Origin of the sequence: Amaricoccus sp. W119 (genome assembly GCF_047275745.1) — a bacterium.
Taxonomy (GTDB): domain Bacteria; phylum Pseudomonadota; class Alphaproteobacteria; order Rhodobacterales; family Rhodobacteraceae; genus Amaricoccus.
Map to the genome: position 1 here is coordinate 16,940 of NZ_JBKQWU010000024.1, position 11,853 is coordinate 28,792.

General features: G+C 68.7%; 12 protein-coding genes. 3 read left to right on the plus strand and 9 right to left on the minus strand.

The window, feature by feature from the left end:
• Nucleotides 1–91: 91 nt before the first annotated feature.
• Nucleotides 92–1,330 (minus strand): ABC transporter substrate-binding protein, encoded by a 1,239-nt coding sequence (locus tag ACLJK8_RS13195; RefSeq protein WP_413150744.1) that lies wholly within the window; start codon nt 1,328–1,330, stop codon nt 92–94.
• Nucleotides 1,331–1,504: 174 nt separating this feature from the next.
• On the opposite strand from ACLJK8_RS13195, the gene ACLJK8_RS13200 reads away from it, so the two are divergent.
• Nucleotides 1,505–2,608 (plus strand): LacI family DNA-binding transcriptional regulator, encoded by a 1,104-nt coding sequence (locus ACLJK8_RS13200; RefSeq protein WP_413150745.1) that lies wholly within the window; start codon nt 1,505–1,507, stop codon nt 2,606–2,608.
• Between the two features lie 43 nt (nt 2,609–2,651).
• Here the strand turns inward: ACLJK8_RS13200 and madM are convergent, their stop codons facing one another.
• The 4 genes from madM to ACLJK8_RS13220 form a co-directional block, all read right to left on the minus strand.
• Nucleotides 2,652–3,413, minus strand: coding sequence for a malonate transporter subunit MadM (gene madM / locus ACLJK8_RS13205; protein ID WP_413150746.1), 762 nt, complete (start codon nt 3,411–3,413; stop codon nt 2,652–2,654).
• Between the two features lie 3 nt (nt 3,414–3,416).
• Nucleotides 3,417–3,812 (minus strand): malonate transporter subunit MadL, encoded by a 396-nt coding sequence (madL, locus tag ACLJK8_RS13210; protein ID WP_413150747.1) that lies wholly within the window; start codon nt 3,810–3,812, stop codon nt 3,417–3,419.
• 69 nt (nt 3,813–3,881) lie between these two features.
• Nucleotides 3,882–5,393, minus strand: a complete 1,512-nt coding sequence (locus ACLJK8_RS13215; protein WP_413150748.1) for a malonate--CoA ligase — start codon at nt 5,391–5,393, stop codon at nt 3,882–3,884.
• Between the two features lie 26 nt (nt 5,394–5,419).
• A complete protein-coding gene (locus ACLJK8_RS13220) occupies nt 5,420–6,754 on the minus strand; it encodes a malonyl-CoA decarboxylase (protein WP_413150749.1) in 1,335 nt (444 codons plus the stop codon).
• A 126-nt stretch (nt 6,755–6,880) separates the two neighbouring features.
• Between ACLJK8_RS13220 and ACLJK8_RS13225 the strand changes: the two genes are divergently transcribed.
• Nucleotides 6,881–7,558: a GntR family transcriptional regulator gene (locus ACLJK8_RS13225; protein ID WP_413150750.1), complete on the plus strand. Its 678-nt coding sequence runs from the start codon at nt 6,881–6,883 to the stop codon at nt 7,556–7,558.
• A 77-nt stretch (nt 7,559–7,635) separates the two neighbouring features.
• On the opposite strand, the gene ACLJK8_RS13230 is transcribed toward ACLJK8_RS13225, so the two are convergent.
• Entirely contained in the window at nt 7,636–7,917 is a 282-nt protein-coding gene (locus tag ACLJK8_RS13230; RefSeq protein ID WP_413150751.1) for a GNAT family N-acetyltransferase, read from the minus strand.
• A 9-nt stretch (nt 7,918–7,926) separates the two neighbouring features.
• Nucleotides 7,927–9,021 (minus strand): NAD(P)-binding domain-containing protein, encoded by a 1,095-nt coding sequence (locus ACLJK8_RS13235; protein ID WP_413150752.1) that lies wholly within the window; start codon nt 9,019–9,021, stop codon nt 7,927–7,929.
• Between the two features lie 416 nt (nt 9,022–9,437).
• On the opposite strand from ACLJK8_RS13235, the gene dctP reads away from it, so the two are divergent.
• Nucleotides 9,438–10,391 (plus strand): TRAP transporter substrate-binding protein DctP, encoded by a 954-nt coding sequence (gene dctP, locus ACLJK8_RS13240; RefSeq protein WP_413150753.1) that lies wholly within the window; start codon nt 9,438–9,440, stop codon nt 10,389–10,391.
• Between the two features lie 69 nt (nt 10,392–10,460).
• Here the strand turns inward: dctP and ACLJK8_RS13245 are convergent, their stop codons facing one another.
• The gene (locus ACLJK8_RS13245; RefSeq protein ID WP_413150754.1) at nt 10,461–11,549 is read right to left on the minus strand and encodes a M14 family metallopeptidase; all 1,089 of its coding nucleotides are present in this window, start codon (nt 11,547–11,549) and stop codon (nt 10,461–10,463) included.
• Between the two features lie 4 nt (nt 11,550–11,553).
• Nucleotides 11,554–11,850, minus strand: coding sequence for a hypothetical protein (locus ACLJK8_RS13250; protein WP_413150755.1), 297 nt, complete (start codon nt 11,848–11,850; stop codon nt 11,554–11,556).
• Nucleotides 11,851–11,853: the final 3 nt, after the last annotated feature.

The following is an 11,853-nucleotide window of genomic DNA, read 5'->3' on the forward strand; positions in this document are numbered from 1 at the left end:
TCGGGTTCGGCCGTGCGAGGGCCGGTTTCGCGGATGCGGCTGGGGTGGTCGGCCGCCGGCGGGGGCGGCCGACCTCGGGTCCGGGTCCGGATCAGTAGGCGTCGCCCAGGATCTCCGTGAAGCGGGCCTGCGCATCCTCGACGGACATGTCGGTTCCGCTGAAGAATTCGATCATCAGATCCTGCATCTGGGTCGTGGTGTCGGGGCTCAGGACCTGATCGGTGGCGGGGACCAGATCGCCTTTGGCGAGAATTTCCAGACCCTTGCGCATGCAGTCGTTCGCGGCCTCGACATCCACGTCCTTGCGGACCGGCAGCGAGCCCTTCTTCAGGTTGAAGGCGAGCTGCGCCTCGCGCGAGAAGATGACGGAGGCGAGCTGCGTCTGCGCCTCGGTCTTCGCGTCATCCGAGAGCGCGGGGAAATAGAACGCATCACCCGCGGTCGTGAGGTAGGGCTCCGGCTGGCCGAGCCCCGGCAGGCAGGAATAGTCCTGCCCCGCGACCTCGCCCGCGACCTGGAATTCGCCTTGCGCCCAGTCGCCCATGATCTGGCCGCCGGCCTCGTCGCCGATCACCAGGTTGGTGGCCTGGTTCCATTCCTGCACGTTGGACTTCGCGGCGAGCTTGCGCGCGTCGTCGGCCGCGGCCCAGACCGCCGCCATCTCCGGGCCGGCCGCGGCGTCGGTGTCCTTCTCGGTGAAGACCTTGGTGTAGAGATCCGGTCCGCCGAGCGACAGCGTCAGCACGAAGAAGGCGGTCCAGGCCTGCCAGGGCTGCTTGCCCATCGCGAGCGGGATCTTGCCGGCGGCTTCGAGCGCGGGTCCGGCGGCGACGAATTCCGCCCAGTTCGTCGGGACGGGGACGCCCGCGTCCTCGAACGCCTTGTTCGAGAGCCAGAGCCACGGGTGGGAGTGGATGTTGACCGGCACGCAGTAGAGATCGCCGTCGAGTGTGCAGCTTTCGAGAAGACCTGGAGCCGCGATCACATCGGTCCAGCCCTCTTCCCCCGCGAGTTCGGTCAAGGGCCGCATCAGCCCGGCCTCGACCAGTTCCTCCGCCTGGCGCCCGTGGTTGAACTGCGTCGCGGCCATCGGGTCGCCGCCGGTGATGCGGCTGATCATGATCGGACGCGCGGTGCTGCCGGAGCCCGCGATCGCGCCGTCGATCCACTTGTTGCCGGTGGCGTCGAAAGCCTTGGCAAGCTCGGCCACCGCCGCGGCCTCGCCGCCCGATGTCCACCAGTGCGTGACCTCCAGATCCTCGGCCGAGGCGGACCCGGCCGCGAGGACGGCCGCGCTCGCCCACAGAACACTGCGGATAGACGTCATCATGATTCTCCCCCTTGGTGGCACCGGCCCGGCGCCGCTTTTTTGGTTTGATCACAACCGCTGCCGTGGTGAATTGAATCGCGGATGAAATCGATTACACTTACTCTTGAGGCGATTGGTCCCATTGTCAAGCAGCTTGCGGCATCGGCATGGATCTTGGCCGAAGAGGGAAGGCGGATGATTCAGAAACCACCGCGAATTCAGGATGTCGCCCGCGCGGCGGGCGTCTCGACGGCGACGGTCAGCCGGGCCCTGTCGAACCCCGAACTGCTGGCCGAGGCCACGCGCGACGCGGTGGCGGAGGCGATTCGGGCCACCGGCTACCGTGTCAACCGCGCCGCCCGCAACCTCAGGCGCCGGCGGGCGGGGGCGGTTCTGGTGCTGGTGCCCGACCTCGCCAACCCGTTCTTCTCGCAGATCCTCGCCGGGATCAGCGCGGGCTTCGCCGCGAGCGACCGCTCCGTGCTCATCTCCGAGACGGCGGGTCTTCCCGCGGGAAAACGTCGCCTCGTCGATCTCTTCCTCGACGCGCGGATCGACGGGATGATCTCGCTCGATGGCGGTGTCGGCGAGGCGGAGCTCGGCCAGCTCACCGACCATCAGCTGGCCGACCGGATCATCTTCGCCTGCGAATGGAGCGATGATGCTGCGATCCCGTCGGTCCGGAGCGACAACGCCGCGGGCGCGCGCGCCGCGATCCGGCATCTCCACGATCTCGGCCATCGCGACATCGCCCATGTGACGGGGCCGGCGGGTAATGTCCTCACCCGCGCGCGCCGCGATGCGATGCTGGCCGAGCGCCGGCGGCTCGATCTGCCCGCCCGGGAGGACTGGATCATCCGCGGCGACTTCTCGCTGCGCTCCGGCCACGAGGCGGCCCGGTCGATCGTGGCGATGAGCGACCGGCCGAGCGCGGTCTTCTGCGCCTCCGACATGGTCGCGCTCGGCCTGGTCGCGGGGCTCACCCAGGCGGGGCTCCGCGTGCCCGAGGATATTTCCGTGGTCGGGTTCGACGATATCGAGCAGTCGGCCTATGCCATCCCCGCGCTGACGACGGTCAGGCAGGATCGCGCGGGGCTCGGCAGGCGGGCGGCGGAGCTGCTCCTGTGCCAGTTGGCACGGCTGGAGAGTTCGGAGACTGCGGGTTCGGTCGGCCTCGCGGCGCCGGAGAGGCCCGCGGCCGAGATCCTCGGCGTCGAACTGATCGTTCGCGCCAGTTCGGCGCGGCCCCGGCGGCTCTCTCCGGAACGCCGAGAGCCGTCACGCGCTGGCTCCGCGTGACGGCTCTCGGTCCCGTTTCGTCTCCGCTCCGCGGCGGTTCTCCTCAGCCCACGATGGCGCGGATCAGGAAGTACATGACCGAGGGGCCGAGCAGGCAGCCGAGCCCGGTGTAGAAGGTCGCGGTCATCGCGCCATAGGGTACCAGCCGCTTGTCGGTCGCCGCGAGGCCGCCCGCGACACCGCTGGTCGTGCCCATCAGACCGCCGTAGGCCATCGCCGCCTTCGGATTGTTGAGCCCGATATAGGGCGCGATGAAGGGCGTTCCGATCATCACGATCACGGACTTCACCAGCCCCGCCGCGACCGAGAGCGCCACGATCTCGCTCGATGCGCCGAGCGCCGAGCCGGTCACCGGGCCGACGATATAGGTCGCGGCGCCGGCGCCGAGCGTCGTCATGCTGACCGCGTCGGTATAGCCGAACATGAGTGCGACGATCGCGCCCACGATGAAGGAGAGGAAGATGCCGAGGAAGAGCGACAGCACGCCGACGATGCCCGACCGGCGGATCTCCTGCAGATCGACACCATAGGCGGTCGAGACGATCGCGAAGTCGCGCAGCATCGCGCCGCCCATGATGCCGAGCCCGGCGAAGACCGGAATGTCCGCCATGCCCTTCGACCCGCCGGTGAAGAGACCGCCGAAATAGGCGAGCACGAGCCCGGCGATGATCGCCACCGCCGAACCGTGCAGCCGGCCGGCCGTCAGGTGATGCGAGACGTAGTAGCTGAGCCACATCACGCCGCCGACTAGCAGGAAGGCGAAGACCAGCCCGTTCTTGATCAGGACTTCGGAAATCAGTTCCATGGCTCAGACTTCCTCTTCTTCGCGGACCGGGGGCAGGGGTTCCTCGGCGCCACCGATGCGCGACAGCGCGGGCACCAGGGCCCAGCAGACCACGGTCGCCGCGACGCCGGCGAGCAGGGCGACGGGTCCGCCGCCCACGGCCGCGACCACGTTCTGGGTCGAGGCCATGGCGACGACGATCGGAATGTACATCGCGCTCCAGAACAGCACGCCGTCGGCGCTGTGCGGCGGGAAATGCCCGGCGCGGCGCATCCGGTCGGTCACGACGATGAGCAGCAGCATCGCGAAGCCCACGCCGCCGACATTGGATTCGACGCCGAGAACCGCGCCGAGCAGATCGCCGACGATCATGCCCACGACGAGACAGGCCGCCAGAACGGCGACACCATAGATGATCATTGATTGGGTCCTCCCAGGGGATTGGCGGGCGGCCGGGCCTCGTCCGGCCTGGCCACCCGCGCGTTCTTCTTACTTGTAGAGATCGGCGTAGGTCTTGCGCAGCTCGGCCTTCTGGACCTTGCCCATGACGTTGCGGGGCAGTTCCCGCACGAAGAGCACCTTCTTGGGCTGCTTGTAGCGGGCGAGCTTGTCGCCGATGGCGGCGATCACCTGCGCCTCGTCGAGGCTCGCATCGGGCTGGGGCACCACGACCGCCGTCACGCCTTCGCCGAGGTCGGGATGCTGGAGGCCGATGACCGCGCTTTCCACGACGCCCGGAATGTCGTCGATGAGGCCCTCGATCTCCTTCGGATAGACGTTGTAGCCGCCCGAGATCACGAGATCCTTGTCGCGGCCGACGATGCGGAGATAGCCGTCCTCCGCGCTGATCTGGCCGAGGTCGCCGGTGATGAAGAAGCCGTCCTTCCGGAATTCGGAGGCGGTCTTCTCGGGCATCTGCCAGTAGCCCTCGAAGACGTTCGGACCGCGCACCTCGATCGCGCCGATCTCGCCCACCGCCAGCGGCTCGCCGCTCTCGCGGTCGGTGACGCGGATCTCGATTCCGGGGAGCGGCATGCCCACCGCGCCGGGCTTGCGGGCGCCGTCGTAGGGGTTCGTGGTGATCATGCAGGTTTCGGTCATGCCGTAGCGTTCGAGGATCGGATGGCCGGTGCGCTCCTCGAAGGCGCGGTGATCCTCGGCGAGCAGCGGCGCCGAGCCGGAGACGAAGAGCCGCATGTTGGCGGTCGTCTCGCGGTTCAGCCGCTCGGCCCGCAGCAGGCGGGTGTAGAAGGTCGGCACGCCCATCAGGACCGTCGCATCCGCCATCAGGTCGATCGCCTGATCGGCGTCGAATTTCGTGAGCCAGATCATGGTCGCACCCGCCACGATGCTCATGTTGGCCGCGACGAAAAGCCCGTGGGTGTGGAAGATCGGCAGCGCGTGGATCAGCCGGTCCTCGCCGGTGTACTTCCAGCTTTCCAGCAGGGCGGCGGTGTTCGAGGCGAGGTTGCCATGGGTCAGGACCGCGCCCTTGGAGCGGCCGGTGGTGCCCGAGGTATAGAGGATCGCCGCGTGATCGGTCATCGCGCGGGCCACGCTGTCGGTCCGGCCTTCGGCGGCGTTCGCGAGATCCATCAGGCTGCCGTCACCGTCGGCGCCGAGGCTTTCGACGCGCAACCCGTCGCTCTCGCGCGCCTTGTGATCGGCGAGCGTCGAGGGCGCGCAGACGAAGAGCCGGGGCGAGGCGTCGCCGACGAAATAGTCGATCTCGGCGCCGGTATAGGCGGTGTTGAGCGGCAGGTAGACGCCGCCGACCTGCAGCGTCGCGAGATAGAGGCAGATCGCCTCCGCGCTCTTGTCGGTCTGCACCGCCACGCGGTCGCCCGGCTGGACTCCGATCTCCGTCAGGACGGCGGCGAATTTCTCGACCAGCGCGCGCGCCTCGGCATAGCGGATGTCGGTCTTTCCCGGCCGCTCGAAGAGCGCCTTGTCGGGGTTCGCCTCGGTCGAGGCGATGAAGCTCTGGTGGATGGTCTGCATGGGTTCCTCCCTTTATCTTCGTGATCTCAGCGCGCCAGAACGGCGTCGAGCGGTTCGCCGGTGGCGACGGTGCCGTCACGGACGAAGGCCTCGTGCTGGCTTTCGATCGCGCCGGGTTCGTAGAGATAGTTGATCATCAGCCCGTGCGCGCGCTGGATCGCGCCCTCCGAGAGATCGGCGGGCCAGTTGACGCGCCAGGCGGCGGCGCCGTTGCCGAGATGAAAGCGGGCGACCGGATCGCGGGGCGCGCCGGACTTGCCCTTGGCCTCGGTGAAATAGGTCGCGGCGAGCGCCTCGACGCGGGGCCTGAGTTGCGCGGCGGCCTCCGGGTCGCTGGTCCAGGCGGCCTTGGCGAGGTCTTCCTCGAGCTCAGCCGCGCGGGGGTCCTCGGCGCTCGCCAGCCAGTTCGCGAAGCCCGGGGCGGGCGAGAGCGTGACGAAGGTCCGAAGCGAGGGCAGTTCGGCGGCGAGTTCGGCGACGACCTGCTTGATCAGGAAATTGCCGAAGGAGACGCCTTTGAGCCCGCCGAGCGTGTTGTTGATCGAATAGAAGACGGCGGTATCCGCCTCCTCAGCCGGCTCGGCGCGGGGCGCGTTCAGGATCGGGGCGATCTCGGCCGGCGTCTGCCGGGTCAGGGCGACCTCGACGAAGATCAGCGGCTCGTTGCCGGTCGCCGGATGGAAGAAGGCGTAGCAGCGGCGGTCGGCGGGATCGAGGCGGCGGCGCAGATCCTGCCAGCCCTGCATCGGGTGCACCGACTCATAGGCCATGATCTTTTCGAGAACATCCGCGCCCGAGGACCAGTCGATACGCTCGATCCTGAGAAAGCCGCGGTTGAACCACGAGCGGAAGAGATGCTCGAAATCCGTGTCGAGCGGCGCGAGCGCGGGATCGTGGCGGATCGCGGCCAGGAGATCGGCGCGCATGTGGACGAGCTTGAGCGTGGCGCCGCGCGCGGTGTTGAGCCGCCGGAGCAGCGACTGGCGGGTCGGCTCCACCGCGTCGAAGAGCGGGACCAGCGTGCTGGCCGAAGGGTCCGCGTCATAGGCGGCATAGGCCTGACGGATCTTCTCCGGGTCCGCGCCGAAGCGGTCGCGCAGCAGGATGAAGAACTGGTGCCGCTCCTCCGCGTTCAGGTCGGCATAGGCGGCCAGCGCCTGCTCGGCCACCGCGACGCGCGCGGCATCGCCGATCCGTCCCATCAGCACATCGCAGGCCGCGGCGAGCCGTTCGGCGGCCGGGCGGGCCAGCGCGGTCCGGGCGGCGGCTTCCTCGGTGATCCGCGGTTGCCGTTCCTTGCGGTCGTTGCCGACGATGGCCTGAACGAAGTCGTTCAGGAAGGCCAGTTTGGGTCGCGCCATGATCGTTCCTCCTGAGATCGTTGTACGCGATTCGCCTCATGTTGTATATAACAAAGTTGACCTTGGACATTTCAACGCCGATCAGATAAATTGCGGCGGGTTCGCAGACACTTGAGGGGCCGGGCCGTGGAACGCTTCGCCAAACCGACCACGCAGCGCATCCGCCATGTGCTGGAAAACGCCATCGTCGATGGCCGTTTCGCGCCGGGCGAGAAGCTCGATCCCGAGGCGCTGGCGGCCGAGTTCGCCTGTTCGCGCACGCCGGTTCGCGAGGCGCTGCAGGCGCTCGAAGCCTCGGGCCTGGTCCGGGTTGAGCCGAAGCGCGGCACTTTCGTCACGGAACTCGGGATCGTCGAACTGACGGAGCGGTTCGAAGTCATGGCTGAGCTCGAGGCGATGTGCGCCCGGCTCGCCGCGGAGCGGGCCACGCCGGACGAACTCGCCCGCGTCCGTGCCGCTCAGACCGCCTGCGCGCGCGCGGCGGAGACCGGCGACAGCGATGCCTATTATCACGAGAACGCCCGGTTCCATCAGGCGATCTACGCCGCTTCCGGCAATGGGTTCCTGGAAAACGAGGCGTCGCGGCTGCAGACCATGCTCCAGCCCTACCGCCGGCGGCAGTTGAACGTACGCGGACGCATGCTCCGCTCGCTGGAGCAGCACGAGGCGGTGCTGGGCCGGATCGAGGCGGGGGATGGGGCGGCCGCGGCCGACGAGATGAACGCGCATGTCCGCATTCAGGGCGACCGGTTCCACGAGTTGATCGCATCGCTCCGGCCTCGGGAGTCGCGGGGTCCGAGATAGACGCCGACGGCAGGGCGGAACGCCTTGGCGCGGGTGCCGGCCGGCGCGAGGCCGTGGCGAATGGCGGGCCCGCGAGATCAGCCCTCCACGATATCGTCGTATTCCCGATGCTTCGCGTAGAACCGGCCCATGAACTCGCACCGGAGCACCGCTTTGCGTCCCGAGGCGCGGATGAGGTCGAAGACGCCGGTGGCGAGCTTCGAGCCGATGCCGCGTCCGCCATATTGCGACGGCACCTCGGTATGGATCAGCACCACGCGCCCGTCCTCGATCCGGTAATAGGCCGCCGCGATGTCCTCTCCCTCGAGCGGCAGTTCGAAGCGGTGTTCGGCGGGATTGTCGATGACCTGTTCTTCCATGAGCGCCCCCTATGCGCTGACGGTCCGAAGACCGAGATGTTCCACCAGGGCCCGCGCCGCCGCGCCGCCGGCGCGGTTCGCACCGATGGTCGAAGCCGAGGGGCCGTAGCCCACCAGATGCACGCGCGGATCGCGCGCCACCTCGGTCGCGAGCCGGCCCGTCATCGTGATCCCGCCGTTCTCCTCGCGCAACCCGAGCGGCGCGAGATGATCGAGCGCGCTGCGAAAGCCGGTGGCCCAGATGATCACATCCACCGCCTCCTCGCGCCCGTCGGGCCAGCGGAGCCCCGAGGGGGTGATCTCGGAGAACATCGGCTGGCGGTTCAGGACACCGCGCGCCGCCATGGCGCGGATCGCGGGGGAGCGCGGGATGCCTGTGACCGAGACGACCGAGCCGGGCACGAGACCCGCGCGCACCCGCTCTTCCACGCGCGCGACCGCGGCGCGCCCGTCCTCGGCGGTGAAGTCGGTCTCCCGGAATACCGGCGGCCGCCGGGTGACCCAGATCGTCCTGGCGACGCGCGAGATCTCGTCGAGCATCTGCAGGGCCGAGATCCCCGCGCCGACGATGGCGACGCGCTGCCCGGCGAATTCGTCGGGCACATGATAGTCGTGCGTGTGAAGCTGGCGGCCTTCGAAGAGCTCGCGGCCCGGATAATAGGGGATCTGCGGCGCGTCCCATGTCCCGGTCGCATTGATGATGCCCCGGGCGGAGAAGACCTCGTGATCGGTCTCGACCCGCAGCCTCTCGCCCCGGCCACAGACCAGCCGCGCGGTCACGGGGCGGTAGACGGGCAGGTGGAACCGCTCCTCATAGGCCCTGAAATAGGCCGGCACCGCCTCGGCGGCGCGAACCTCGGTCTGGCCCGGATCGAGCACCTCGGCGAAGCCCATGCCGGGCAGATCGTGAAGCCGGTTGATGGTCTTCATCGTCAGCGTGGGCCAGCGGAACTGCCAGGCGCCACCGGGCTCGGGCGACTTGTCGAGAACGAGGAATCCCTTGCCACCGGTGAGACCGAGCTGCGCGAGGTGATAGCCCGCCGACAGCCCGGCCTGACCGCCACCGATCACCAGAATATCGATCTTGTATGCAAGGCTGTTCATGGCAGACTCGCCTCTGGCCGTCCTCGACCGGAATCAACTTATCGCCGCTGGTGCCCAATACAAGGCGCCGGTCGCGCGGCTCGATCCGCGACCGCCAGGAACGGATTCGGCTTGCTGTCCGAACTGGTTGAACCTGGCCGCCGGCCGGGCGTAGGGTCGGATGGCGCCGGGCAGGCACGGTATGGCGCTCGGCCTCCTGCTGGCACAGTGGACTGGCATCGAGAATCTGATCGGCCCGGAGACTAACGCCCGGCCGTCCGGCGAACCCGGAGTGGAGCGTGGGGGAACATTGAATGATCAGCCGCGTCCGTCGTCTCACCGGGTTCAGCCGAAGAGCGTTCCTCGCATCCACCGCCGCCGGCCTGGCTTCGCTCTCGGGGGGCGCTCCTGTCCCGGCGCAGGAACCGAAGGTGCTCGTGTTCAGCGACCATGAACCTTTGGGCGGGATGCGGACCCGGTTCCTCAAGGAGGTGCTGTTCCCCGCCATCGAAGCTGAATCGAGCGGGCGACGGCGGATCGAGGACCACTGGAACGGCGAGCTTGCCGGCCCCTATGACGCGATGGAGAGCGTCGGCACGGGCGAGAGGATCGACATGGCGACCGTCGTACCCGAGTACGCGGCGGAGGCCATGCCGCTGCACCAGATCTTCAAGGGCTTTCCGATGGGGCCGACGGGTTCCGCGCAGATCGAATTCTTCAGGCGCGTGTACAGGGAGATCCCGGCGTTCGCCGAGGAAATGGCCGCGAACAACCTGGTCACGACCTATCTCGGCACCGGCTATCCCGTCGCCTTCTTCGGGACGGCGCCGATCGAGTCATTGGATGATGTCGCCGGTGGCAGCTGGCGGACCGCGAGCTTCTGGCATCGCGCCCTGCTCGCCAACGTGGGCGCGACGCCTGTCACCATGCCCTGGGGTCCGGAAGTGCCCGAAGCTCTCCGGGCCGGCACGATCGATGGGCTCATGGTGAATGTCGACAGCGGCTACATGCTGAATGTCCACGATCCGGCGCCGCATGTCCTGGTTTCCAGGGATCTGTGGCTCGGGCATGTCTATCCGCTGGCCATGAACAAGGACACCTGGGACGGCCTGGCGCGGGAGGACCGCGACGCCATCGGGCGGGCGGCGGACTCAGCCTACGCCGCCCTGGGCTCGGTGATGGCCGCCAGCTTCGATCGGCAGATCGAGGACCTGCGGGACGCGGGCGCCACCGTTCGCGTTCTCGAAAGGCCCGAGGTCGCGCGTTGGGTGGCCGCGGGGAAGTTCGAGGCGATTCAGGATGCCTGGGCCGCGGAGCAGCGGGCGGAGAACGTCGAGGCCGCCCCCGTGCTCGCGGCGGTGCGAGCCATCATGTCGGACTTCGCACGGTAGTAGCCCGGCCTGCCAGGCCGGGCCTTCGCCGGGCGCCCTCGGGCAGTTTCTCGCCGAACCTCCCGAATCTCAGAACGCCACCGCCCCCTGACCGGACCCCGCGGGAACGCGTCCGGCGATGTCGGCGGCGAAGCGCGACAGGCCGGCGCCGACCTCGCGGATCACCGCCTCGGCCTCGCTCCAGTCCGGCTGGAACTCGTGGCCGCATTCGATGACGAAGCCCAGAACCTTGCCGAGCGACGCATCGGCCCGGTGCCGGCTGTAGGCGTAGTCGTCGCTCGCCCCCGATGTCGCATAGAGCGAGAAGGAGGCCGAGACTGCGTAGTCGTCGTCGCGCACCTTCCGGATCTCGTCGGCCATCAGATGCGAGAGCCGGGCCAGCTCCACTTCGTCCCCGGCGTCGATGAATTCGGCATAGGCGCCGTCCCCGGCGCGTCCCCGCTGTCCATCGAACGCGGTGTTGAGGAAGGTCTGCTCCGGCGCCGTGCTCTGGTTCTCGTCGAGCCCCCAGTTGTGGAACACCGCCGGCACCGCGCCATGCACGTCGATGAACCATCCGGCGCGCGGATACTGGTCGAACAGCCAGACGACATTCCGGGTCTCGGGCTCCGATGCCGCCTCCGGGCCGACATAGAGGTACTTGTGGCACGGATCGGCCGAGGCACTGACCGCGTCGGGCGCGAAGGTCCGGCGGAAGTCCCAGGCGACGTCGAAATTGCGGTTGAGATCGGCTCCCACGCAGGCGTCCGCGGCCGACCCGCCCCGGTTCTTGCGCCAGTCGGGATCGACGGTCTGCCTGTAGACGCGGCCGTCGGGGTTGGCGCAGGGCACCAGCACGAGCGTCAGCCTTTCGAAGATCGCCGCGACCTCCTCCGCCGCGATCCGCGCCCCGCCATAGGTGAGGCCCAGCCCGGCCTGCCGCGCCTCGAGCAGGTCGGCGGCGAGATAGAGCAGCGCGTCGGGCGGAATCCACTCCCGCGCGTGCAGACCGCCGACGATGATGATCGCCGTCTCGCCGCCCGCTCCGATCTCCAGGCCGACGATCGCCCGCCCCTCGACGCTGGCGTTCGGCGGCGTGACCAGCCGGCAATGCTCGGGATAGGCCGAGGCGAGCCGGCGTACGCCACTCTCGATCTCCTGCGCGCTCAGATAGCTCATCGCCCTACTCCTTCACGCCCAGGCCGCGCGGCACGGTCCCGTCGGCGAAGCGGTCGCCTGTCGCCACCATCCTGAGCCGCGCACGGGCTGGCCGCACCTCCTCGAGCACCTCGATCCTGACGCCGCCCGCGCGCATCCGCGACAGCCGGGCGATTTCCTCGTCCTCCGAGATCACCGTGGTGGCATAGCGGTCGCCCTCCTTCAGCGCGACCGGCCGGCACCCCATGTCCACCACAGCCCCGGCGAGGAAATCCCTGAGTTCGGGGAGCGTCCCGGCGCTCACGCGCAGCTTCTTCGGCATCGC